Source organism: Neobacillus muris (assembly GCF_943193175.1).
In the GTDB taxonomy this organism is placed as follows: Bacteria; Bacillota; Bacilli; order Bacillales; family Cytobacillaceae; genus Neobacillus; species Neobacillus muris.
In genome coordinates this window covers 203,058-226,856 of record NZ_CALPDF010000003.1, presented here as the reverse complement: position 1 = coordinate 226,856, position 23,799 = coordinate 203,058, and the positions used below count along the sequence as shown (strand labels likewise).

Below are 23,799 nucleotides of genomic sequence, written 5' to 3'. Positions count from 1 at the left end.
TCATGGGCTTTTTCCAAACAATTGTCATTTCATAAATAAAATCGGCTGTTTCTAAAGAATCCTGTCGAAAAAATAAGAAATACTGCTAAAATAGAAAGATAGATGAGGAAGAAAGAGTGATAGTTTTGAGCTGGATCCAAGACTTGATTCAAAAATTAAAAAAAGAAGATGAAATCGAATTTGACGAACCATTTTTACATAATGATAAACCGGAAGGCCTGCTGATTCATAATAACAGCAGCAGCGTAAAGGATATGGACGCGAGAATATCCTACCAATATCCAAAAACGTCCCTTCGCTCAAGTCCAATCGATCAAACAAGTGAACCAAGAATACCAAGTGCAAGACAGGAAAGACTTTCAAGAAGGAAAAGCCTTGATCTGGCAGCTATAGAAATCGTTCAGGAGCCTATTTTCCCAATGGAGACTAGTTCCAAAAAAGAACCTGTTTCTCATAAGGAGCCAACTCCGCAGAAGGAAAAAACAATTGAAAAGGAGCCCGTTTCCAAACGCCGCGGCCCGTTCCATCCGACGGAAATCCCTTCCCCTGTGTTTGGGTTCAATCGCCCGAAAAAACAGGCTCCCGTTATTGAGCATGAGCTGGGGGATTTTTTAAAAAAGGATACCAGCCGTATCGAGGAATCATTATTAAAACCTGAAAGGCTTAGAAAGGCAGATGAAAGGGAGCCAGTTGTAAGCAATAGCCCTTCAAAAAGACATGCCGAAGCAGATAGTGCAGCAGTTACTGCCAATCATGACAGTGTGATCTTGGCAGCTGCACTGGACTCTGGCGATAGCGGTATGGCCAAGGAAAAGACCATTGCAAATAACATCGTTGCTATAGAGAATGACATGGAGCCTGCCAATAGCATCGCATCGATGGAAAATGATTTGAAAGCTGACAGAAATGAAGAACATATAGATGCGAGGGCGATAATAAAAACGATTATGGAAAGTCCTATTCAGTCTGTTGAAACAGATACAGCCCATGCTGCAGCTGAAACTGTTCCGGCCGAAAACCATACATACTTTGTGGAAACGCCTGAAGTTCCTGAAGAAAAGGAAGATGCCCCTGAACACTCCGGCCAGCATCAGGAGCAGCCTGATGAAGCGGAGAAAAAGCCGCGCCGGTCCCATCTGCCATTTAATGTTTTAATGCTAAAGCAGGATAGGGAATCATGGGCCGTTAGAAAGGATAAACAACTTCAGGATGTAAAAAAGGAACCGGCTGCTGCTAGTAATCATTCGGCGGGCGTACCGGTATCTAAATCTCAACCGGATATGATCCGGCATTTGGAGCAAAAATCCAATCCGGGATTATTTCAATTTCCTGAGCCCTCCTTGCTTACACCGCCTATCATGAAACCGGGTGATACAGAGTGGCTGGCGTATCAACAGGATATTTTAAATCAAACGTTGCAGAATTTTAATGTGGGTGCCAGCGTTGTAAATGTAACGCAGGGGCCTTCCGTTACCCGTTTCGAGGTTCAGCCCGAACCGGGAGTGAAAGTAAACAAGATCACGAATTTAAGTGATGATATTAAATTAAGCCTTGCAGCAAGGGATATTCGTATGGAGGCACCGATTCCGGGCAAGCATACAATTGGGATTGAAGTGCCTAATAAAAAGGCTAGGCCTGTATTCATCAGTGAAATTATTGAAAGCAGTGCATTCAGAAACTCACCGTCACCATTAACAGCTGTCCTTGGGCTCGATATTGCAGGCAGCCCAATTGTAACGGATCTGAAAAAAATGCCGCATGGTTTAATCGCGGGTGCAACCGGGTCGGGAAAAAGTGTTTGCATTAACTCTATTTTAGTCAGCCTGTTATATAAAGCCACTCCCGATGAATTGAAACTGCTGCTAATTGATCCTAAAATGGTGGAATTGGCCCCGTATAATAGAATACCTCACCTGGTCAGCCCGGTCATTACCGACGTCAAGGCGGCCACTGCTGCATTAAAATGGGCAGTTGATGAGATGGAAAGGCGCTATGAGCTTTTTGCCCATACAGGGGTCCGGGATATTAATCGATTTAATGAACTGGCTGTCGAGCACAAGCAATATGCGGATAAATTGCCTTATATCGTTATTGTCATTGACGAGCTGGCGGACTTAATGATGATGTCGCCGGCAGATGTGGAAGAAGCCATCTGCCGCATTGCCCAAAAAGCCAGAGCTTGCGGCATTCACTTGATTGTCGCCACACAAAGGCCGTCTGTTGATGTTATAACGGGTTTAATTAAGGCTAATATTCCGACAAGGATTGCTTTCTCTGTTTCATCACAGGTGGACTCCCGGACGATTATTGATATAAGCGGCGCTGAAAAGCTGCTTGGCCGGGGAGATATGCTGTTCTTAGAGAATGGCTCCTCGAAACCAGTCCGGCTCCAGGGAACCTTCGTATCAGATGAGGAAATTGACCGGATAACGGATCATGCCAGAGGTCAAAGGGAACCCGATTACTTATTTGAACAGGAGGAATTGTTGAAAAAAACACAAGCCACTTCGGATGAAGATGAACTGTTCTATGATGCCTGTGAGTTTATCATTGACCAAGGGGGAGCATCTACCTCCAGTTTGCAGCGGCGGTTTAAAATTGGTTATAATCGGGCAGCAAGATTAATGGATATGCTGGAGGATAACGGATATATTTCCGGAGCAAACGGGAGCAAGCCGCGCGAGGTGCTGATCACTGAGGCGGAGTTGGAATCGATCCAAGATTCGATGCTTCATTCGTAGTTTTCTTTAGGAGACCAAACCACAAGGCGATTACGCTTTTCTAATTAACAAAATAGTTTTTATAAGTAAACAGTGCTATAATATTGAATTGTATTTTTAAAGTAATAAAAATCAGCTATCGGACATGACTCGTTTTCATGTTAGCAATTACAGACAGATGTCATATACTGTTTTACAGATAGACGTTGGTTGGAGGTTCTTCTATGACTATTTACCATTTTGTAGGTATAAAGGGGTCTGGAATGAGTGCACTCGCACAAGTTCTTCACGATATGAAATTTCAGGTGCAAGGATCCGATGTCGAAAAGCGCTTTTTCACACAGCTGGCCCTTGAAAAATCGGGGATTACAATCCTTCCGTTTCAAAAGGAAAATATACAGCCAGGTATGACGATTATTGCAGGAAATGCTTTTCCTGACACGCATGAAGAAATTCAAGAAGCCATGAGACTCGGACTTCCTATTGTACGGTATCATCGCTTTTTGGGTGATTTTATGCAAAAATTCACGAGTGTTGCCATCACTGGGGCACATGGGAAAACATCGACTACAGGGCTGATGTCCCACGTCATTTCAGGTGCCAAGCCTACTTCTTATTTAATCGGGGACGGCACAGGAAAAGGAGAAGAGGATGCCGAGTATTTCGTCTTTGAGGCATGTGAATACAGGCGGCATTTCCTTTCTTATTTTCCGGACTATGCGGTCATGACGAATATTGATTTTGATCACCCTGATTATTTTGCCAATATTGATGATGTTTTTTCTGCGTTTCAAGAATTGGCCCTGCAAGTGAAAAAAGGGATTTTTGCATATGGCGATGATGAAAAGCTTCAAAGAATTCAGGCAAAGGTCCCTGTATTATTTTATGGATTCGGTGAAGAAAATGATTATCAGGCGGCCAATATTGTAAAAACGACAGAAGGCACAACCTTCGATGTATTTATCCGCAATAACTTATATGATACATTTTCCATTCCTGCGTTTGGAGACCATAATGTGTTAAATGCCTTGGCGGTTATCGGTTTGTGCCACTATGAAGACATCAATAAAGAAATCGTTAAAGAGCGGTTAACCACCTTCCAAGGAGTAAAAAGAAGATTTACCGAAAAAACTGCAGGCACGCAAATATTGGTTGATGATTATGCCCATCACCCGACGGAAATTAAAGCGACCATTGAAGCGGCCAGACAAAAATATCCGGACCGGAATATTGTGGCGGTCTTTCAGCCGCACACTTTTTCGCGAACGCAAGCATTTCTTGAGGATTTTGCTGAAAGTTTAAGACTTGCAGATAAAACCTATCTATGTGAGATTTTTGGGTCGGCACGCGAAAAGCAAGGAAAGCTCACCATCAAAGATTTGCAGGATAAAATTGCTGGGGCGGAAATTTTGTCGGAAGAATCCACTGACACGTTAAAACAATATGAGAACAGCGTGATTCTTTTTATGGGTGCTGGAGACATTCAAAAGTTCCAAGAAGCTTATGAGAAACAATTAGTACAATAAAAGACATGGGGCTGTCCATTAAGGGGGCTGATTCCACACCTAGACCAATCTATAGAACGTTTTTTTTAATACGTCTATAAATTGTGGTGTGGTGTCTGGCCCCTTGCCTTTTGGACAGCCCCTTTGTTGCATGCAGCTTAAAAGCTCTTTGATCCAGATGAAGCAAAACAGAATCAAATAGCAGGAAGACAAGACAAATAAAACGATGTAGTATAAGATTAGAGTGAAGGTTTATATCGTTAGCAGATAGGTAATACATAATGATAGGATAAAGGCGGAGGTATTAGGATGGAAATTATTTTATACTTAAGCGCTGCCATAGCGGCCATAGCATTTTTTGTGCTGGTGATCTATTTGGCATCCACATTAAAATCACTGCGGGGTACACTTGATAGTGTTTCAGACACATTAAAAGGCTTAGAAACACAGTTGGAGGGAGTTACAAGTGAGACCACCTTGCTATTGCAAAAAACAAACGCCCTTGCTGAAGATCTCCAGCAAAAATCAGAACGGCTCAATACGGTTGTCGAGGCTGTGAAAGATGTCGGCACCACAGTCAGCAAATTTAATGGATCCTTGCAAAATATAACACATACGGTCGACAGGCAAATCGAAGAGAATAAGGATAAAATCTCTCAAATCGTTCAATGGAGCAATGTATTCCTTGAACTGAAGGATAAGTGGCAGGAAAAACGGCAAGCCAAAAAAGAATCGGATGTAAAGGAGCTGCAAAGAGCAAGGTCACATTAGCACAAGGAACAGATAGCTTTGTTTGCAATCATAGATGAGAATATATTTTTTATTGAGGTGGTTAGATTATGTCAAAACGAGAGTATGAAACACGTGATAATAATCAAAATCGTACAGAAGATTCTTCGGGGACGTTTCTTTTAGGTGCACTAATTGGGGGTGTAGTCGGGGCTGCCACGGCCCTGTTATTAACAACTAAAACAGGAAAAGAATGGCGGGATGCCATCGTGGGCCAAGCTGGGCTGGTGATGGATAAAACCGCTCCGCTAAGAGAAACTGTAAAATCTAAAACAACCTCCTTGCCAATTGTCCAGCAATCAGCGGAATTTATAAATAAAGTAACAAGCAAACAGGAAGAAACAGAGCAGGAAAACGAAATTAATTATATACCTATTAAAGGTACAAGAGAAGTCCAGAACGAGAAGAAAATCACAGCCCCAAATAATATGGACAGTGTAGCAATTAAGAAAAAACTAGAGGAAGCTCAGAAAGCCTTTGAAGAAGAGGAAAGCAGAGTAAAAATATAAGAAAGACTGTTTGTTTGTATACCTTTCGGTGAAGTGTTAAAATTACTTCACCGTTTATTTTTTTTTAGGAGGCAAAAAAAAATGCTGAAAAAAATCGAAACCGTTGAAGAATTTGATCAAATTATAAACAATAAACCTTCTTTTTTTCTTTTAAAACATAGCTTGACTTGTCCTATCAGCCAGGCAGCTTACAAGGAATATGAAAAATTTTCCGAGGAAAACCAACATCTCTCTACTTACTATTTAGCGGTACAAGAGGCCCGGCCATTATCAAATGAAGTGGCGGAAAAGTTTTCGATTAAGCATGAATCCCCGCAAGCCATCCTATTTTCAAACGGAGAGGCTTTATGGAATGCCTCCCATTGGAAAATTACGAATAAAACTTTGCAGGCCGCAGTAACCGAAAAGTAATGGAGTTGAACAAATTCTGGTTATTTTGAATAAAATAGTATAATATATATAATTAAACGCTTTAACGCTTAAAAGCGTTTAATTATTAAAGAAAAAAGTGGTGACAAAGGAATCTTTTTCAGCTATAATTAAGCCTAATTATTATAAATTTTAAAAAATTCTAAGATTGTATAACAGGAAGTGTTCCTTCAAAGGATAACTTTACTGATTTACAAAGAAAGGACGGGACTAGGATGAGCAATGATAATTTGGACCAATTACGGGCTCGTGTCGATGAAGTAAACTTGGAATTGTTGAGGCTCATTAATGAAAGAGCTCAGCTCGTCCAAGAGATTGGACGGGTAAAAGAAAGCCAGGGGGTATACCGTTTCGATCCGGTCCGTGAAAGAATGATGCTTGATAAAATCAAGGAGCATAATGATGGGCCATTCGATAATGCCGTCATCGATCATTTGTTTAAGGAAATTTTCAAGGCCGGCCTTGACTTACAAAAGGATGACCATAAAAAAGCGCTCTTGGTTTCAAGAAAAAAGAAACCGGAAGATACTATTGTTTCGTTAAAAGGCGAGAATATTGGCGATGGCAAACCGCACTTTGTTTTCGGCCCATGTTCGGTAGAATCTTATGAGCAAGTAGCTACTGTTGCCAAAGCAATGAAGGAGAAGGGCTTAAAGCTATTGCGAGGCGGCGCTTTTAAACCAAGAACGTCCCCATATGATTTCCAAGGTTTAGGAGTCGAAGGTTTAAAAATTTTAAAACGTGTTGCCGTGGAATATGATATGGCAGTTATCAGCGAAATCGTGAACCCAGCGGATATTGAAATGGCATGTGACTATATTGATGTGATCCAAATTGGCGCACGCAATATGCAAAACTTTGAATTGCTCAAAGCTGCCGGTGCTGTCAATAAACCCGTATTATTGAAGCGCGGCCTTTCTGCAACTATTGAAGAGTTTATCAACGCTGCTGAATATATTATGTCACAAGGAAATGGCCAAATTATTCTTTGTGAGCGGGGAATTCGTACGTACGAAAAGGCTACAAGAAATACGCTGGATATTTCCGCCGTGCCAATTTTAAAAATGGAGACCCACCTGCCTGTCATGGTAGATGTCACTCACTCTACCGGCCGGAGAGATTTGCTGCTTCCAACAGCAAAAGCAGCCATTGCGATCGGCGCAGACGGAGTTATGGCTGAAGTTCACCCGGATCCTGCGGTTGCCTTATCTGATGCTCAGCAGCAAATGGATTTAGGGCAATTTGACGAGTTCTACAATGAACTCCTTGCATCAAATTTTATCAGGGTTTAATAGTCACAACATTAAATCTTCTGCATTTTTTGCAGAAGGTTTTTCTTTTGGCAAAAAAATAGGCTGAAACGATTGCGGCTTTTAACTTATTATCGTATCATTAAATACATAATTTAGATTGTTTACTTTATCACATAAGAAAAAGCGGAAATAAAATGAGTATATTTTTATTAACTGCTGTAAAATAAAGAAAACAAGGAACGTTTTAGGAGAGTGTTACAGTGAATAATATAACGATTTATGATGTTGCCCGGGAAGCGAATGTATCGATGGCAACAGTTTCGCGTGTAGTAAACGGGAACCCGAATGTAAAACCGGTTACCCGGAAAAAAGTGCTGGAAGTAATTGAGAGACTTGGCTATCGCCCAAATGCAGTAGCGAGAGGACTTGCGAGCAAGAAGACGACAACCGTTGGGGTGATCATCCCTGATATCTCAAATATTCTTTTTGCTGAACTGGCTCGTGGGATTGAAGATATTGCAACAATGTATAAGTACAATATCATCCTAAGCAATTCCGACCAAAATAAAGAAAAAGAATTGCACTTGCTCAATACCATGCTTGGCAAGCAGGTGGATGGAATCGTTTTTATGAGCGGGCAAATTACACCTGAACATGTCGAGGAATTCGAGAAGTCACCGGTGCCGATTGTGCTTGCTGGTTCCATGGAGGAATCTGAAAAAATCCCTTCCGTCAATATTGATTATGAACAGGCGGCATATGATTCCGTAAAAGAGTTTATCGAAAAAGGCCATAAACATATTGCAATTGTGATGGGTCCGATTTATGAGCCGGATATTTCCAATAAAAAATTGGATGGTTATAAGCGGGCGCTGCAGGAGGCTGGGATACCTTTTAATGAAGAGCTTGTGGTAGAGGGAGATTATACTTACGATTCAGGTATTGAAGCTGTTGAAAAGTTGTTAGATGGTGAGATAAAGCCAACAGCGATTTTTGTCGGTGCTGATGAGATGGCACTTGGTGTCGTTCATGGGGCACAAGACCGAGGATATAGTATTCCGGCTGATTTTGAAGTCATTACTTCCGATAACACTAGACTGTCGCTTATGGTGCGCCCGCAGCTGACAACGGTCGTCCAGCCTCTATATGATATTGGCGCTGTCTCAATGCGATTATTAACGAAGCTGATGAATAAAGAAAAAGTCTCTGAAAACATCGTCGTCTTGCCGCATCGGATTGAATATCGCCAATCGACAAAATAAATAATTCATTTGAGTGAGGCCGCCATTTAGATGGGCGGCCTTTTTTAGTAAAATAAAACTAGGGTAACGCAGGCTTAGAAGCTTTCTGTCTTGTTTGATTCACTCTTTTGCCTGCTGCGAATCGGGTACAATGCCTTTTCGAGCGTAATCAGATTCTTTTCTGTAATTTCCGCCTTTCTAGGAATCGGCGGATAGATATCTGCCGGGTCATCCCACTCCTGTGGAAGTTTAACTGGTGCATGCGGCTGCCAGTAAGAAACCCAGTCAGCAGGGAGATTGCCGAAACAATTCGGATTTTCAGTCATTTCAAGCCAAATCATAGCCCAAGCTCTTGGGACAACTCTCCAGATATCATATCCTCCACCGCCAACGGCAATCCATCTGCCTCCGCAATATCGGTGGGCAATTTCATGGGCGAGTTTTGGAATCTCCCGATAAATCTTTGTCGTTGCCGACAAATGCGTTAAAGGATCATAATAATGCGAGTCTGCTCCGTTCTGGGTCAAAATAATATCTGGCTTGTAGAAATCAGCCACTTCCCTTAATGCATGTGTATAGGCATCGAGCCATGACTCATCCTCTGTAAAAGCATCCACCGGGATATTAAAGGAATAGCCATAACCGGCACCCTGGCCCCGCTCATTGACGTTTCCTGTGCCCGGGAACAAGTATCGCCCGGTTTCATGAATCGATAATGTGCAAACATTCGGATCATCGTAGAAGGCCCATTGGACTCCATCACCGTGGTGGGCATCTGTATCTACATATAAAACCCGGGCATTATACCTTTTTTGAATGTATTTAATAGCAACAGCACTGTCATTATACACGCAAAATCCTGATGCCTTTCCACGAAAGCCGTGATGGAGCCCGCCGCCAAGATTAACTGCATGCAGAACTCGTCCAGACATCACTTCATCCACTGCTGTCAGCGTACCGCCCACCAGCAGGGAACTGGCTTCATGCATATGGGCAAATACCGGGGTGTCTTCTGTTCCCAAGCCGTAATTCTCTGCAATCTCATTGGACAGCTCGCCCAACCCCGCTTTTTTAACAGCTTCTATGTAACTTGGATCATGAATAAGAGTTAGCTCTTCCTCTGTAGCCATGCGTGGCGGGATGATATGGTTTGGATTGAGTGCATGCAGACGTTCCAATAAGTCTACTGTCAGTTTTAGCCGGAATTGATTAAAGGGATGATGGCCTGAGAACTTATAATTCAGCTGCTCCTCTGAGTAGATAAACGCACATTGATCGCTCATAAAGTAATCCCCGGAAGATTTGGCCATAGCACCTGATGGCCGGCCTTTTTTAAATCTTCAATCAATCCCGTCGGATTCATCATCTGCACTCTGATGACCAGGATTTTCATATGCTCATCCTGTTTATCCGGGTAAACTAGGACACTTAAAATATTCGCGTTGCGGCTGCGGATAATTCCTGCCACATCACAGAGGACTCCCGTAATATTAGGGACTTTTAGCTCAATCTGTGAACCAGGCTGATGAGCACCAGTCAACTCAACCATGGTCCTGAGCAAATCCGTTTCAGTTAAGATGCCAACTAATTTTTTGTCTTTAATAATGGGGATACAGCTAATTTTATGTTCATAGAATACGGCTGCCACTTCTTCCACGAAATCAAGCGGATGCCCAGTTATAACATTTTTCTCCATGATCAGTTCCAGCGGCTTTTTTAAATCCTCCGGGTTTTCATTCGTCCGGAAAGTAGATGGGATTATCTCTTTTAATTTTGAAATGGTGACAAGGCCGGCTAATTTTTCTTTGTCATCGACAATGGGTATATGGCGAATATTATGGGACTCCATTACCTGAATAGCGTCAGCAATCGAGTCCATGGGATGTAAGGTTACCACATTGGTTTTCATTATTTCTTCTACAATCATATGAAATCCCTCCGTTCTAATCGAATAGCACATAAACTTTCGTGCCCGAAGCAAACGGTCGATAGGCATTGTAGGTTAATCATCGAAGCAGTCCTGGTCGTCGGCGCTTACTGGGGGCTTCATACGTGTTCTTTAATACATAAATCGGTTCATAAATCGGAGACGGTCGAACCGTTGGATGGATTCAGTGTCAACGCGCTTCCCAATTCGGGCCATTAAGCAGTTGGCGGGGTGAGAACAAATTTCCGGGTCGTCGGTGGCATACCATTGAAGGCCGCCGGCACTCATCATTTTTTCCATGACCTTCCGATACTCCCAAACGTTCAAGTTCGTCCCTTTTAAATCCCAGTGCCAATAATATTCCGTGGTGATGATGATATAGTCTTCCATGGCGTCATCCATCATCGAGACCATTAACAAATTCTTTCCGACAGAACAGCCTCTAAACTTTGGGATGACCTCTATCGCTCCCAATTCTATTAAATTTTCAATTTTTCCTTCAGACCATCGTTCAAGCGGATCTGGGTAGAGGTAGGTGACATAGCCGACAACTGTATTCTGATGCCTGGCAACAATAATCCGTCCTTCCACTAAATCTGCTATCCCAATCAACGCCTTATGCTGCTGCTCTGCAGGGCGGAATGCAGTAAGTTCGTTATGAAATTCATAGCTTGCCAGTGTTTCTGATGTAATGGGACCCTCAATGAATAATGTCCCATCGGGCGTTTCTAGTTCTTTTGAATAATAGGTTTTTTTATGTTCCATTTGGTCACCACCTGGAATAGTGAATAGATAGTTCTATTATACATAATTTTTTTCTATTGAAAGTGTTTTCACAAAATTTTCTGGATTATTTATGGCAGAAAAGATTTATAAGTTGAAAAAATTATTTTTTTAAAATTGTGAATAGTTGTTTTTTGTAATATAATAATCACAAAAGCGACAAAGGGGGATATTTGCATATGAAATTGGAAGCGTTACCAGTTGTGGAAGGGGACCACAATTTACAAAACTACGAAGAAACGTATAATAGCTTTGATTGGCGTGAAACGGAAAAAGAATTTTCGTGGAGTAAAACGGGTCTTGTCAATATGGCATATGAGGCGATTGACCGCCATGTGAACACTTATCGGAAGAATAAGGTGGCCCTTTATTACAAGGATGCATCAAGGAATGAGAAGTATACATTTAAAGAAATGAAAGATCTTACAAACAAAGCCGGTAACGTATTAAAACAGTATGGCGGTGTTGAAAAGGGCGACCGCGTGTTTATTTTCATGCCTCGTTCTCCTGAACTATATTTTGCCTTATTGGGCGCAATAAAGCTCGGAGCAATTGTGGGACCGTTATTTGAAGCGTTCATGGAAGGGGCTGTCAGAGACCGGCTTCAGGACAGCGAAGCAAAAGTACTGGTCACTACACCAGAATTGCTTGAACGGGTGCCAGTTCAAGATTTGCCGGCGTTAAAGCATATATTTGTAGTCGGCAAAAATGTTCAGGAAGACGGGTTGTGCATTGACTTTTTAAAGAAGTTCGGGACTGCCAGTAATAATCTTGATATTGAATGGGTTGACAGAAGGGATGGATTGATTCTTCATTACACATCCGGCTCAACGGGGAAACCGAAGGGTGTTTTGCACGTACATAATGCGATGATTCAGCATTATCAGACAGCAAAATGGGTGTTGGACTTAAAAGAGGAGGATGTCTATTGGTGTACAGCTGATCCTGGCTGGGTGACAGGAACTTCCTATGGTATCTTCGGGCCTTGGTTAACAGGGACCTCCAATGTCATTGTCGGCGGACGATTCAGCCCTGATGACTGGTATAAGACAATCGAGGATTTTGGCATAACGGTTTGGTATAGCGCTCCAACAGCCTTTCGGATGCTGATGGGTGCGGGGGATGAATTGGTTAAGAAATATAATTTAACCAGCCTTCGCCATATTGCAAGTGTTGGAGAGCCTTTGAATCCTGAAGTCGTTAAATGGGGAGCAAAGGTGTTTAATCGCAGAATCCATGATGGCTGGTGGATGACGGAAACTGGGGCACAGTTAATTTGTAACTATCCTTGTATGCCGATTAAGCCCGGTTCCATGGGCAAGCCGATTCCAGGCGTAAAGGCAGCGATTGTCGATGACCAAGGAAACGAGCTCCCTCCATATCGAATGGGGAACCTGGCGATTAAAAAAGGATGGCCGTCGATGATGCATGCCATCTGGAATAATCCGCAGAAATACGAGTCCTATTTTATGCCGGCTGGCTGGTACGTATCAGGCGATTCTGCCTACATGGATGAGGACGGCTACTTCTGGTTCCAGGGCAGGGTCGATGATGTCATCATGACATCGGGCGAGCGAGTTGGTCCATTCGAGGTAGAAAGCAAGCTGGTGGAGCATCCTGCAGTTGCAGAGGCTGGGGTTATCGGCAAGCCTGACCCAGTCCGCGGAGAAATCATTAAAGCGTTCATCGCTTTGAGAGATGGTTATCAGCCTTCCAATGAGCTTAAAGAGGAAATTAGGCAATTTGTTAAAAATGGCCTTGCAGCCCATGCAGCTCCAAGGGAAATTGATTTCCGCGATAAATTGCCTAAAACAAGAAGCGGCAAGATTATGAGACGTGTATTAAAAGCATGGGAGCTGGACCTGCCGACAGGCGACTTATCCACCATGGAAGACTAATGAAAAACCCCGCACCGTTTCCACACGATGCGGGGTTTTTTTCATTACTGAGGCGCAGCTTCTTCCGGCTGTCCTCCTAAAGCGGCACCGACTTCAACAAAGTTGGATGGCGCTGATTCATTTCCGGCAATGTCGACAGCTGTCACATAATAAAATCCTGGACTTGCTGAATACATTAAATTGCCATCACTCTTTATGCTGGCTACTTTGGATGCGGAAAAACCGCCTTGGTAAACCCGATAGCCGATCACATCATTATCAGCTGGTGCTGACCAGGAAATGGCATTCCCTGATACGGTAAGATTGACACTGTCAGGTCTCTTTCCGTTATCCGACATTTTGGCATCAGCGACAAGAACATTTCCCCAGCGCTCACGATTAGGGATCAGCTGTTTAATATCCTTAAAGTTCCCTCCAGTCATCCTGTTGACAAAGTCAGGATTAAGAATGACTCCTGATTGCGAAAATTCGCTTGGGGTAGCATCCAAGGCTAAATACTTTTTGCCGTTGATCGTCACATATTTTCCTTCAATCAAACTGTCGTCCACTTTTGTTGGGACATCCTTTGCATTAAAGTAATCTGTTTCGACCAATCCTGCTTTGGAGCATGCTTCCGACGGAAGTAATCCGGATACTGCACAGAAACTGCGCTGAACAATTCCCTCCGGCATGGTGAATTCTTCTTTTGGGGCAATCAGATCCGGCCGTTTCTCGTAGGCTGCATTGATTAACTGTGCCCAAAGGGTATTGGTCCGCTGACTGTAAGACATGCCGCTGGTCTGTAACGACTTCGGTGTATCATAGCCGGTCCAAATTCCAAATGTAACATTCGGATTTGTGGCAACGAGCCAGGAATCCCAATATTCGAAACCTGTTCCAGTTTTACCGGCCCAATCCGAACTAAACTTAAGCTGGCTTTTGACTCCGGCAGCCGTACCCGAATTGATGACATCACGCATCATATCGAGTGTTAACCAAGCTGTCTGCGGCTTGAAAACATCTACTGGCTTTACTTCATGCTGGTAAACGACTTTCCCATCTTTATCAACGATTTTGTCGATTAAATAAGCATCAATAAATTTTCCGCCATTGGCAAAGGTGCTGAACGCGTTGGTGTTCTCTTCAATGGTCACTCCATTGTCCAGCGAACCGATCGAAGCGGCAGCGTGCTCATGGTCCCCTTTTGTCAAGGAACTAAAGCCCATTTTTTCAAGATATTTTGCGGGATTTTGATCAAGTATTTCGGTATATAATTTAACTGCCGGCACATTATAGGACTTTGCTAAAGCGTATCTTGCTGACACAATGCCGCTGTATTTTAAATCGTAGTTATGCGGCCATGGTGTATCTTTCGATGGGTCCAGTTTTAACGCTACATCTGGCAGCGGCATTCCTGGCGAGGCTTTGCCAAGTTCAATGGCCGGTCCATAGACAAGCAGCGGTTTCATCGTGGAACCATTTTGCCGTATGGCACTGGTCGCGTGATTCAGCTGATGTTCACTGTCATATTCCCGTCCGCCGACAAAGCTGATGATTTTTCCGGTTTTATTCTCAATCAGCATCGCTCCTACCTGAACTTGCTCTGTTACGGTAACCATCTCGCCGGTTTCAGGATCTTTCTTTTCTTGTGGCTTATCAGGACCGTAATACTTATAATTATCTTTTGCCACTTGCATGGCATCATAAATGTCTTTATCAATGGTTGTATAAATCTTGTAGCCATTTTGCTTTAAATCATGGCTTGCCAGTGTTTTATACTTATAAGCCAGATTTTCATCCTTTTTTAAATCATCTTCGGTATAGCCATCTTTTTTGGCTAATACAGTTGTGAGAGCTTCCTTTGCCCGGCTTTCAATTTCAAAGGTCAGCCAAGGATAATCTTCGAGCGGATTGCTTGTACTAGGCGGTATGAAGTCCTTGGTAATGTCATAGGCAGAAGCTTCGGCATATTCCTTTTGTGAAATATAACCGCCATCATACATCCTTTTTAAAACAGTCTTCATCCGTGTGAGGCCGGGTTCCAAATTATTTTTAATGGTCCCCTTGGCAGTAAACGGGGTATATCCAAACGGGCTTTGCGGCAGGCCAGCAATGAAGGCAGCCTGCGGCAGTGTTAATTCATTGGCTGTTTTGCCGAATATTCCCTTGGCAGCTGCTTGGACACCGGCAATGTTTCGTCCGGATGAATTTCGTCCAAAGGTGGAAACATTTAAGTAGGCTTCAAGAATTTCTTTTTTATCGAAAAATTTCTCGAGGCGCAGCGCCAATAAGATTTCATTGGCCTTCCGCTGAAATGATACTTCATTCGTCAAGATTTGGTTCTTGATGAGCTGCTGTGTCAGCGTACTGCCGCCTGATTGAATCGAGGAATTGGTCACCTCTTGAAATAAAGCCCTGAAAACCGCTTTGGGGACAACTCCATTATGCTGATAAAAATATTCGTCTTCTGTTGCGACAACGGCATTAATCAGATAATCTGAAACTTGGCCGAGTTTGACTTCCTCTCGTTCCAGGTCTGTCCTAAGCTTCCCAAGATAAACGTCATTAGCAAAATATAATTCCGATGTTTCCGAATAATTATAAATATCCTTTTTCATACTATCATAGGAACGGACTGGTTCATCTTTAACAAGAGAGGCGAAATAACCGGCGCCCACACCTGCAGCAAAAGACCCTCCAAGTATGGCAATAACTAATACGAGCAGAAATAGGTTCCAAACTACTTGGGAGGTAATTCGGACTCCCTTGATGGTTTTTTTATTGGTAATTAAATGAAGCAAGGATTTTGCTTTTTCCAGCCATGGTTTTAACTTTTCATTCATAGCATCACCTCTTTTAAAATCACACTACATTATAACATACCGCATGTGTAAAAACTGACAACTTTCAACATTTTTCTGAAATTTCCATTTGAGATTTGACAGCAGCGGCTAGATATGATAAAAATGCTTTAAATAAATTTTTTATAAAAGCGTTGAAAGGAACCAACTGTAGTTCTTCTATCCCTGTTATTTAGAGAGCCAGCGGCCGGTGCAAGCTGACACAAATAGAGGAATGAAATACATCCTGGAGCTTTCTCTGTGAACCTTGCAGTAGCAGAGAACGGTTTTAACCGTTATTTTGTTCAAGTTGGAGGAATAATTTCCTCAAGCTGGGTGGTACCGCGTACATTACGTCCCTGCATTTTATGCAGGGACGTTTTTATTTTGATAGGAGGGAAAAGACAATGGATTTATTGCAGGATTTAGAATGGAGAGGGATCATTTATCAACAATCAGATGAAGAAGGCTTAAACGAACTTTTAAATAAAGAAAAAATTTCTCTATACTGTGGGACCGACCCGTCAGCGGACAGTCTGCACATCGGCCATTTGGTTCCATTCTTAACCTTGAGACGATTTCAGCAGCATGGGCATCGTCCCATCGTGCTGGTTGGCGGCGCTACTGGATTAATCGGCGACCCGAGCGGCAAAAGTGAAGAGAGAAAATTGTTGACCGTAGAAACGGTTCAGCAAAATGCGGAAGGGATTAAAAATCAGTTAGAGGCCATTTTCGAGTTCGAAGGAGAAAATGGTGCCATCATGGTCAATAACTATGACTGGACCCATTCGATGGATGTAATCACCTTCCTGCGTGACATTGGCAAGCACATCGGGATTAATTACATGCTCGCAAAGGATACGATTGCGAACCGCCTCGAGACCGGGATTTCGTTTACTGAGTTTAGTTATACGATTTTACAGGCAATGGATTTCTTGCATTTGTATGAACAACATAATTGCAGGATGCAAATCGGCGGCAGTGACCAGTGGGGTAATATTACCTCAGGATTGGAGTTAATCCGTAAGATTCACCCGGATGAATCCAAGGCTTTTGCGCTAACGATTCCGCTTATTACAAAAGCAGATGGGACTAAGTTTGGAAAAACTGCAGGGGGGGCTGTCTGGTTGGATCCGGAAAGAACGACTCCTTATGAGTTCTACCAATTCTGGATTAACACAGCTGATGCCGATGTGGTTAAATACTTAAAACTGTTTACGTTCCTTTCGCATGAAGAAATTGAACAATTAGAGGAATCTGTTCAGGCAGAACCGCATCTTCGAAAAGCGCAAAAGGCTTTAGCGGAAGAGATGACCCGCCTGATTCATGGGGAGGAAGCTCTGCAGCAGGCGATTAAAATTTCCGAAGCGTTATTCAGCGGCGATGTCCGAAGCTTAACGGCTGCCGAGATTAAACAAGGCTTTAAGGATGTTCCTTCATATAACGTGAATGGTGAATTTGACGGCGGGCTTGTGGATTTGCTGGTGGCCGCAAAAATTTCGCCTTCTAAGCGCCAGGCGCGTGAGGATATTGCCAACGGAGCGATTTCGATTAACGGAGATAAAGTTACAGACACCAATTATGTCTTGCAGGAATCTGATCGAATGGAAGCTCAATTTACGATCATCAGAAGAGGGAAAAAGAAATATACTTTAATTAAATATTAAAAATGCAGGGGCTTGGATTTTCCAGGTCCCTTTTCTTTCTGGGGAAGTCAAAAAAGACAAAAGCGAAAGAATGGTCTTTAAGAAGAGCTCTTGAAGACAAATGCCAGCAAAAAATCGAAGGAATGGTCTTCAAGGAAGTCTCTTAAAAGACAAAGGTCAGCAAGAAAACGGCAGAAGTGTCTTTAAGGAGAGCTCTTGAAGACAAATGCCAGTAAAAAATCGAAGGAATGGTCTTCAAGGAAGGCTCTTGAAGACAATAGCCAACAAAAAGCAGGATGAAATGTCTTTAAGAAGCCCTCTTAAAGACAAATCGCGGATTAGAAACCATAAAACAGTCTTCAAGCATATTGTTGTAACCGGCACTTGGGTATTGGTTCTTGTGTAACATACTGTTCGGAGGTTTCGTCTAATATAGAAAGAGGTCTATTGGGGGGGAAGTATGAGATTCATAATTCATACCGTCTTTATCGTTCTTATAGCGCTTGTCACCTTATTTGGATTAGGGCCTGTCCTGTTGGCAGACGGCAGTATGCAAGAAAGAACTATCACGGCAGCGATTGTTGTTCTCATCTATATTATTTTGGCTGTTTTATATGGAAAAGTCATTCTCTGGTCTAGAAATAGAAAATAAAAAAATCCCCAGCCAACTTTGGCAGGGGATTTTTCGTGTGAAAATTAACGAGAGTAGAACTCAACGATAAGAGTTTCGTTAATTTCAGCTGGTAATTCAGAACGCTCTGGCAAGCGGGTGAAAGTACCTTCTAATTTGTCAGCATCGAAAGTTAAATAATCAGGAACAAAGTTGTTCACTTCGATAGCTTCTTTGATTACATCAAGGCTACGTGATTTTTCACGAACACCAATTGTTTGACCAGGCATTACGCGGTAAGATGGAATATCTACGCGAGCACCATCTACTAAAATATGGCCATGGTTAACTAATTGGCGTGCTGCACGACGAGTGCGGGCAAGACCTAAACGGTAAACTAGGTTATCCAAACGTGACTCAAGAAGAATCATGAAGTTTTCACCGTATACGCCAGGCATTTTGCCAGCCTTAACGAATAGGTTGCGGAATTGGCGCTCATTTACACCATACATATGACGAAGCTTTTGCTTCTCTTGTAATTGCAATCCGTATTCAGAAAGCTTTTTGCGTTGGTTTGGACCATGTTGTCCAGGAGCGTAAGGACGCTTTTCTAATTCTTTGCCTGTGCCGCTTAGAGAGATTCCAAGACGACGAGATAATTTCCAGCTTGGGCCGGTATAACGAGCCATGAAAGACTCCTCCTTCAAGTTTTTATTTTGTAAAATAAAAACCGCTGCGAAAACATCGATAATTGCCATTTTGTTTTCATGCACCATCGCCCTAGCAGCAGAGGGTTACTCGATGCACCATCGCCATCTGCGAGGAACAAAATGAACGAATTAAAGTCGTTTCCATAGGCTGCAATATTTTACACAAGGAGTATTATATAATTTTTCACGGTTATTAGTCAAGTACATTTCGGTTTAGAACCGTTTTCCATTTCAAAGCTTTGATAGCAGCCAAAAAAGCAAGCAAATTCTCCACCTTAACGCTTAGACTTTGTGGCACATATACTATACAAAAACGAGACCGTTTTCAAAATGAGGAGGGCGCAGTGATGAAACAGAAGAAGATGCGGTTTGATACAGAAGTGATCCATGCTGGATATGACAGTGAAGGCCATTTAGGAAGCTTAGTGCCGCCAATTTATCAATCATCTGCCTTTATATTTGATAATGCTGAACAAGGGGAGCGGAGATTTGCTGGTTCCGAAGCTGGCTATATTTATTCACGGTTAGGAAATCCAACCGTGAAAATTCTCGAGGACCGGATGGCTGTGCTGGAAGAAGGAGAAGCAGCCCTGGCCTTTTCCTCCGGCATGGCAGCGGTAAGCGCGGTCCTAGTATCGCTGACAAAAACCGGAGATCATATTCTCTGTTCCCAAGGGGTTTATGGCTGCACATTCGGACTGCTTCAATTATTAAAAAAGAAATATAACATTGACTGCCATTTTTCAAGCATGGATTCGCCAGAAACATTAGAACAGGAAATCCAGCCAAACACGGCCTGCATTTATATCGAGACGCCGATTAATCCCACTATGAAGCTGGTGGATTTAGAACTGGTTGTAAAAATGGCTAAACAAAAGGGGATACCCGTTGTCGTCGATAACACCTTCTCATCCCCTTACCTGCAAAGGCCAATTGCTAAAGGCTGTGATATCGTGATCCACAGTGCCACTAAATACATTGGCGGGCATGGGGATGTTGTTTCAGGATTGGTGATTGGAAACGAGAAATTTATCACCCAGGTTTCTAAAACCACCCAAAAAGATATTGGCGGGGTGATCTCTCCCTTTGATGCTTGGCTGCTTTTAAGAGGAATAAAAACTCTCCCGATTAGGATGGACCGCCACTGTGAAAATGCCTCGCGAATCTTCCAGTTTTTAAAAACACACCCCAAAATCGAAAATATTTATTATCCAGGCGATCCAGAGCATGGAGATTACGCGATTATGAAAAAGCAAATGAAGCAGCCTGGCGGCATGGTTTCGTTTGCGATTAAAGGGACAAAGGAAACCGCCCAGCAGTTTATTGACCAATTGCAATTGATTCATATAGCTGTCAGCCTGGGGGACCCTGAGACATTAATTCAACATCCTGCCTCGATGACTCATGCTGTCATCCCAGTGGAGGAAAGGAAAAAAATGGGGATTGAGGATAACCTTCTTCGCCTGTCAGCAGGTCTGGAAGCATGGGAGGATATTGTGGAAGACCTGGAACAGGCACTCAAAAAGGTATAAAGAAAACCCGTCTGCGGTGCTGTTTGCCAATTTGAAAACAGCACCCTGCTTGGCGGGCTTTTTATATGTGACTGACCAATATGGCGACAAATTCCTCAAGTTTAACCTGATCTAATTCGTCAAAGCGGTTCGTTTCCGGGGAATCAATGTCTAGCACCCCAATTAACCGGCCGTCTTTTATCATTGGAATGACAATTTCCGATTGGGAGGCAGCGTCACAAGCAATATGGCCAGGGAATTGATGGACATCTTCGACACGCACTGTTTCCTTTTTGGAAGCCGCCGTGCCGCACACGCCCCTGCCCAACGGAATCCGGACACAGGCTGGAAGCCCTTGGAAAGGTCCTAGCACAAGCTCATCATGGGTATCCATTAAATAAAACCCTACCCAATTAATCCGATCCAGAAATTGATTTAACAAGGCAGAGGCATTACTGAGATTGGCAATCTGGCTTGGCTCGTCATGAATCAATGCATGCAGCTGTTTTTTTACCAATTCATAGTTATCTTCTCGGTCTCCGCGATATTTTTCGACGTTAAACATGAAAATTCACCTATTTCTTCTTTTATATTTAGTTTATTTTAACAGAAATAGCGAAATGAAGCACACATTGTCGATTTTTTCATACAGGAATCCTGTATAGGTATAAAGAACTCTTATGTAAGGGGAAGCTGTCTGTTCAAAAAAGGAGGAGAAGAAAATCGATGAAGAAGGATTCAAAAGAGGCGATCATGCAGGCTGCTATTTTGCTGTTCAATTCCAAAGGGTATTCGGGTACTTCAATCAGGGATATTGCTCATGCTGCAAAAGTAAATACAGCTTCCATTGCTTACTATTTTGAAAATAAGGCAGGCTTGTTGGAATACTGCTTCACCTATTTTTTTGAACAATACATCCGTATCATTGAAGATGCTTATTCCTCCATCGATAAAGGTGCTACAGCCTGCTTAAAACGAATTACAGCAGATTTGCTTCATTTTCAATGCAAAAATAATCATCTGGCCAGCTTTGTGTATCGGGAACTGTCCATGGATTCGCAAATCTCTAGGGAAATCATGTCCACTTATTCCATAAAGGAAAAATATTTTTTTCAGCAGATTTTTGAACGAGGCTTTGAATGGAAAGAATTCCGCCCGCACTCGATTCCCTACTTAATTATGCAGATAAAGGGTTTATTGATGATGCCGTTTATGAATACCAATTATATGAGAGAGGTTTTATATGTATTTCCAAGCGAAAGGTTTTTCGAACAGAAATATCTTAAGGACCTTCATCTATGGATAGATAGCGTCGTCCTAAGTCTGCCCATTGAAGTAAAAAGGGAAGTCCTCAGCAAATAGCTGCCCATCCAAATCCCATATAGTAAGGATTGAAGCCAAGGGTTTTTTCCAGTTAACAGCACTTGCCCAAGACAAGATTCGTCTGGCAGGGTGCTTTTTTATTTGCCCTTTTTAGTGAATGGATGCTGAAATGATCCGGTCCTTAATCGATTTATTTTACTATAATTCTTAATGGCTTTATATTTTCGCGGACTTTTACAAAAAAAATGAAAATAATAGTCAAAAATTGTCGCTGTCATGGTATCATTAAGGCATTGAAGTGATGAGAACAGAACGTTTTAATATAGATTGGCAAGAATGCTTGGTGTGTTGGATAAGGGGGCTTAACATTGTGAAATATATCATTGGATTATTCATCCTAGTACTAGCCTTATTTGTAGTAGGATATTTTATAAAGAAAAAATACTTTAAAGAAATGGATCGGCTAGAAGCCTGGAAAATAGATTTGTTTAACCGTCCAATACCGGATGAAATGTCAAAAGTCAAACAGTTGAATATGACAGGGCAGACGGAAGAGCTTTTTGAACAATGGCGCAGCCAATGGGATGATGTTATAACAGTGAAGCTTCCGGACTTAGAAGAAATGCTGTTTGATGCGGAAGAGTACATAGACCGATACAGATTTAACAAGGCGAAGGAAGTCCAAGCCTTGATTTCGGAAAAATTGCAGCAAACAGAGAATCAGGTCCAACAAATTTTGGAAGAACTTCATGAACTGGTTGGAAGCGAAGAGAATAACCGAGTAGAAATTGAAAAATTAAAAGAAATTTATCGTGAAGCAAAAAAGACGCTGCTTGCCCATCGCCATAGTTTTGGAAGTGCGGAGAAATATTTGGAATCGGAACTGGCAATTGTTACTGAAAAATTTCATGAATACGAAGAAAAAACAGAGCAGGGCAACTACTTGGATGCCCGTGAAGTGGTTTTAATGATTCATGGCAAACTAGATTCGATTAAAAATAATATGCAGGCTATCCCCCAGCTTTTAATTGAATGCCAATCATTAATCCCTAACCAGCTTGCAGAAGCAATGGCCGGATTAAGAGAAATGACAGCGCAGGGCTATTATTTAGACCATATACGGGTAGATGAGGAAATTAAACGCTTGGAGGAAAAAACAGCTGAGAATTTACGGTTGATTGAACAATCGGAAATTAATCAGGCGGAAGAGGGCATGAAGGAGGTCAAACAACGAATTGACGTATTATTTGACCTGCTGGAACAAGAAGTTCATGCAAAGCATTTTATTATGAAGAACGAGCCGCTGGCAGGATCTCTCCTTGCCGCAGCGATGGAGGAGCATAGACAGCTCTCAAATGAAGTGCTTCTATTGCAGGACAGCTATCAGCTATCAGATGAGGATTTGGATTTGCTTGCGAATATGGATATGGAATTTACCGCAGTATACAAACGCTATAATATTTTATTGGAAAAATTAAAGCTGAATAATACTGCCCAATCCGCAATCAGTGAGGAATTAGCAGAAATTAAGGAGCAGCTGGATGTAATCCGCGAGGGACAGGAAATCTATGCCCAAAAGCTTCAAGCACTTAGAAAAGATGAATTGGAGGCAAGGGAAAAGGTCAAAGAGCTGACCAAAAAAGTTGGCGAAACACTCAGGCATGTATCAAAAAGCAATGTGCCTGGATTGCCGGACGATTACCAATACTTAATTGAAGATACCAATGAAAGCATTCAAAATGTCCGTCTGCAATTGGAGGAAAAGCCGCTAAATATTGCTGCCCTTAATCAATATTTAGAAATTGCCGTATTAACCGTTGAAAAACTCGTTAACTCCACCATTGAATTGATTGAAAATGCTGCGTTAGCGGAGAAGGCCATCCAATATGGGAATCGTTACCGCAGCCAATATCCGTCGGTTGCCAAAGGGCTGGCGGAAGCGGAAAGTGCATTTAGAAGATACGATTACCAAGAGGCACTTGAACAGGCCGCTGCCTCATTGGACAGTATTGACCCTCAAGCGTTGAAGAAAATCAAAGCGACAATTGATACAGAGTAACAAAATAAGGAAGAAACCGATTCGGCCATTAGAAGGTTAGTTGGTTTCTTCTTTTCTTTTTCAAATC

At 42.4% G+C, this 23,799-nt stretch carries 20 protein-coding genes and 1 other annotated feature; of the genes, 14 read left to right on the top strand and 6 right to left on the bottom strand.

All coding sequences use genetic code 11. The features are described 5' to 3' along the window. Positions 1-116: 116 nt before the first annotated feature. The 7 genes from NFS43_RS03860 to ccpA all read left to right on the top strand — a co-directional run bounded on the left by NFS43_RS03860 (position 117) and on the right by ccpA (position 8,467). Positions 117-2,741 carry a DNA translocase FtsK gene (locus tag NFS43_RS03860; RefSeq protein ID WP_420910286.1) on the top strand — a complete coding sequence of 875 codons (2,625 nt, stop codon included), beginning with the start codon at positions 117-119 and terminating at the stop codon, positions 2,739-2,741. Between the two features lie 203 nt (positions 2,742-2,944). Then, positions 2,945-4,246, top strand: a complete 1,302-nt coding sequence (gene murC / locus NFS43_RS03855) for a UDP-N-acetylmuramate--L-alanine ligase (RefSeq protein WP_251549639.1) — start codon at positions 2,945-2,947, stop codon at positions 4,244-4,246. Between the two features lie 288 nt (positions 4,247-4,534). After that, positions 4,535-4,996 carry a DUF948 domain-containing protein gene (locus tag NFS43_RS03850; RefSeq protein ID WP_251549637.1) on the top strand — a complete coding sequence of 154 codons (462 nt, stop codon included), beginning with the start codon at positions 4,535-4,537 and terminating at the stop codon, positions 4,994-4,996. 68 nt (positions 4,997-5,064) lie between these two features. Then, on the top strand, positions 5,065-5,523 hold the full coding sequence (locus NFS43_RS03845; RefSeq protein WP_251549635.1) for a YtxH domain-containing protein: 459 nt from the start codon (positions 5,065-5,067) through the stop codon (positions 5,521-5,523). An 81-nt stretch (positions 5,524-5,604) separates the two neighbouring features. Beyond that, positions 5,605-5,934, top strand: coding sequence for a bacillithiol system redox-active protein YtxJ (gene ytxJ / locus NFS43_RS03840; protein WP_251549633.1), 330 nt, complete (start codon positions 5,605-5,607; stop codon positions 5,932-5,934). A 233-nt stretch (positions 5,935-6,167) separates the two neighbouring features. After that, positions 6,168-7,244, top strand: a complete 1,077-nt coding sequence (locus tag NFS43_RS03835) for a bifunctional 3-deoxy-7-phosphoheptulonate synthase/chorismate mutase (RefSeq protein ID WP_251549631.1) — start codon at positions 6,168-6,170, stop codon at positions 7,242-7,244. A 221-nt stretch (positions 7,245-7,465) separates the two neighbouring features. Continuing rightward, entirely contained in the window at positions 7,466-8,467 is a 1,002-nt protein-coding gene (gene ccpA, locus NFS43_RS03830; protein ID WP_277613893.1) for a catabolite control protein A, read from the top strand. Between the two features lie 74 nt (positions 8,468-8,541). Here the strand turns inward: ccpA and NFS43_RS03825 are convergent, their stop codons facing one another. The 3 genes from NFS43_RS03825 to NFS43_RS03815 all read right to left on the bottom strand — a co-directional run bounded on the left by NFS43_RS03825 (position 8,542) and on the right by NFS43_RS03815 (position 11,138). After that, positions 8,542-9,729, bottom strand: coding sequence for an acetoin utilization protein AcuC (locus NFS43_RS03825; RefSeq protein WP_251549629.1), 1,188 nt, complete (start codon positions 9,727-9,729; stop codon positions 8,542-8,544). After that, positions 9,726-10,373 carry an acetoin utilization AcuB family protein gene (locus tag NFS43_RS03820; protein ID WP_251549627.1) on the bottom strand — a complete coding sequence of 216 codons (648 nt, stop codon included), beginning with the start codon at positions 10,371-10,373 and terminating at the stop codon, positions 9,726-9,728. Before NFS43_RS03820 ends, NFS43_RS03825 begins: the two co-directional genes overlap by 4 nt. Positions 10,374-10,505: 132 nt before the next feature. After that, positions 10,506-11,138 (bottom strand): GNAT family N-acetyltransferase, encoded by a 633-nt coding sequence (locus NFS43_RS03815; RefSeq protein WP_251549625.1) that lies wholly within the window; start codon positions 11,136-11,138, stop codon positions 10,506-10,508. Between the two features lie 197 nt (positions 11,139-11,335). Here NFS43_RS03815 and acsA point away from each other — a divergent pair, with 197 nt between their 5' ends. Beyond that, positions 11,336-13,054: an acetate--CoA ligase gene (acsA, locus tag NFS43_RS03810; RefSeq protein ID WP_251549623.1), complete on the top strand. Its 1,719-nt coding sequence runs from the start codon at positions 11,336-11,338 to the stop codon at positions 13,052-13,054. A 44-nt stretch (positions 13,055-13,098) separates the two neighbouring features. Here acsA and NFS43_RS03805 read toward each other — a convergent pair whose 3' ends face one another. After that, positions 13,099-15,876: a transglycosylase domain-containing protein gene (locus NFS43_RS03805; protein ID WP_251549621.1), complete on the bottom strand. Its 2,778-nt coding sequence runs from the start codon at positions 15,874-15,876 to the stop codon at positions 13,099-13,101. A gap of 143 nt (positions 15,877-16,019) precedes the next feature. Then, positions 16,020-16,237: a binding site (T-box leader), on the top strand. A 43-nt stretch (positions 16,238-16,280) separates the two neighbouring features. Here NFS43_RS03805 and tyrS point away from each other — a divergent pair. The 3 genes from tyrS (at position 16,281) to NFS43_RS03790 (ending at position 18,171) form a co-directional block, all read left to right on the top strand. Then, positions 16,281-17,540: a tyrosine--tRNA ligase gene (gene tyrS, locus NFS43_RS03800; RefSeq protein ID WP_251549619.1), complete on the top strand. Its 1,260-nt coding sequence runs from the start codon at positions 16,281-16,283 to the stop codon at positions 17,538-17,540. 205 nt (positions 17,541-17,745) lie between these two features. Continuing rightward, positions 17,746-17,925 (top strand): hypothetical protein, encoded by a 180-nt coding sequence (locus NFS43_RS03795; RefSeq protein ID WP_251549617.1) that lies wholly within the window; start codon positions 17,746-17,748, stop codon positions 17,923-17,925. Between the two features lie 54 nt (positions 17,926-17,979). Further along, positions 17,980-18,171, top strand: a complete 192-nt coding sequence (locus NFS43_RS03790; RefSeq protein WP_251549615.1) for a DUF6954 family protein — start codon at positions 17,980-17,982, stop codon at positions 18,169-18,171. Between the two features lie 44 nt (positions 18,172-18,215). Here the strand turns inward: NFS43_RS03790 and rpsD are convergent, their stop codons facing one another. Continuing rightward, positions 18,216-18,818, bottom strand: a complete 603-nt coding sequence (rpsD, locus tag NFS43_RS03785; protein ID WP_251549718.1) for a 30S ribosomal protein S4 — start codon at positions 18,816-18,818, stop codon at positions 18,216-18,218. A 368-nt stretch (positions 18,819-19,186) separates the two neighbouring features. On the opposite strand from rpsD, the gene megL reads away from it, so the two are divergent. Further along, a complete protein-coding gene (gene megL, locus NFS43_RS03780) occupies positions 19,187-20,371 on the top strand; it encodes a methionine gamma-lyase (RefSeq protein ID WP_251549613.1) in 1,185 nt (394 codons plus the stop codon). 61 nt (positions 20,372-20,432) lie between these two features. Here the strand turns inward: megL and NFS43_RS03775 are convergent, their stop codons facing one another. Further along, positions 20,433-20,915: a GAF domain-containing protein gene (locus tag NFS43_RS03775; RefSeq protein ID WP_251549611.1), complete on the bottom strand. Its 483-nt coding sequence runs from the start codon at positions 20,913-20,915 to the stop codon at positions 20,433-20,435. A 161-nt stretch (positions 20,916-21,076) separates the two neighbouring features. Here NFS43_RS03775 and refZ point away from each other — a divergent pair, with 161 nt between their 5' ends. Next, on the top strand, positions 21,077-21,712 hold the full coding sequence (gene refZ / locus NFS43_RS03770) for a forespore capture DNA-binding protein RefZ (protein WP_251549609.1): 636 nt from the start codon (positions 21,077-21,079) through the stop codon (positions 21,710-21,712). Between the two features lie 331 nt (positions 21,713-22,043). Further along, positions 22,044-23,732: a septation ring formation regulator EzrA gene (gene ezrA / locus NFS43_RS03765; protein WP_251549607.1), complete on the top strand. Its 1,689-nt coding sequence runs from the start codon at positions 22,044-22,046 to the stop codon at positions 23,730-23,732. Positions 23,733-23,799: the final 67 nt, after the last annotated feature.

Excerpts from the sequence above, each read along its gene's own strand:
- murC (WP_251549639.1), top strand. The coding sequence starts at position 2,945 with ATGACTATTTACCATTTTGTAGGTATAAAGGGGTCTGGAATGAGTGCA.
- NFS43_RS03850 (WP_251549637.1), top strand. The coding sequence starts at position 4,535 with ATGGAAATTATTTTATACTTAAGCGCTGCCATAGCGGCCATAGCATTT.
- NFS43_RS03845 (WP_251549635.1), top strand. The coding sequence starts at position 5,065 with ATGTCAAAACGAGAGTATGAAACACGTGATAATAATCAAAATCGTACA.
- ytxJ (WP_251549633.1), top strand. The coding sequence starts at position 5,605 with ATGCTGAAAAAAATCGAAACCGTTGAAGAATTTGATCAAATTATAAAC.
- NFS43_RS03835 (WP_251549631.1), top strand. The coding sequence starts at position 6,168 with ATGAGCAATGATAATTTGGACCAATTACGGGCTCGTGTCGATGAAGTA.
- NFS43_RS03825 (WP_251549629.1), bottom strand. The coding sequence starts at position 9,729 with ATGAGCGATCAATGTGCGTTTATCTACTCAGAGGAGCAGCTGAATTAT.
- NFS43_RS03820 (WP_251549627.1), bottom strand. The coding sequence starts at position 10,373 with ATGATTGTAGAAGAAATAATGAAAACCAATGTGGTAACCTTACATCCC.
- NFS43_RS03815 (WP_251549625.1), bottom strand. The coding sequence starts at position 11,138 with ATGGAACATAAAAAAACCTATTATTCAAAAGAACTAGAAACGCCCGAT.
- acsA (WP_251549623.1), top strand. The coding sequence starts at position 11,336 with ATGAAATTGGAAGCGTTACCAGTTGTGGAAGGGGACCACAATTTACAA.
- NFS43_RS03805 (WP_251549621.1), bottom strand. The coding sequence starts at position 15,876 with ATGAATGAAAAGTTAAAACCATGGCTGGAAAAAGCAAAATCCTTGCTT.
- tyrS (WP_251549619.1), top strand. The coding sequence starts at position 16,281 with ATGGATTTATTGCAGGATTTAGAATGGAGAGGGATCATTTATCAACAA.
- NFS43_RS03795 (WP_251549617.1), top strand. The coding sequence starts at position 17,746 with ATGCCAGTAAAAAATCGAAGGAATGGTCTTCAAGGAAGGCTCTTGAAG.
- NFS43_RS03790 (WP_251549615.1), top strand. The coding sequence starts at position 17,980 with ATGAGATTCATAATTCATACCGTCTTTATCGTTCTTATAGCGCTTGTC.
- rpsD (WP_251549718.1), bottom strand. The coding sequence starts at position 18,818 with ATGGCTCGTTATACCGGCCCAAGCTGGAAATTATCTCGTCGTCTTGGA.
- megL (WP_251549613.1), top strand. The coding sequence starts at position 19,187 with ATGAAACAGAAGAAGATGCGGTTTGATACAGAAGTGATCCATGCTGGA.
- NFS43_RS03775 (WP_251549611.1), bottom strand. The coding sequence starts at position 20,915 with ATGTTTAACGTCGAAAAATATCGCGGAGACCGAGAAGATAACTATGAA.
- refZ (WP_251549609.1), top strand. The coding sequence starts at position 21,077 with ATGAAGAAGGATTCAAAAGAGGCGATCATGCAGGCTGCTATTTTGCTG.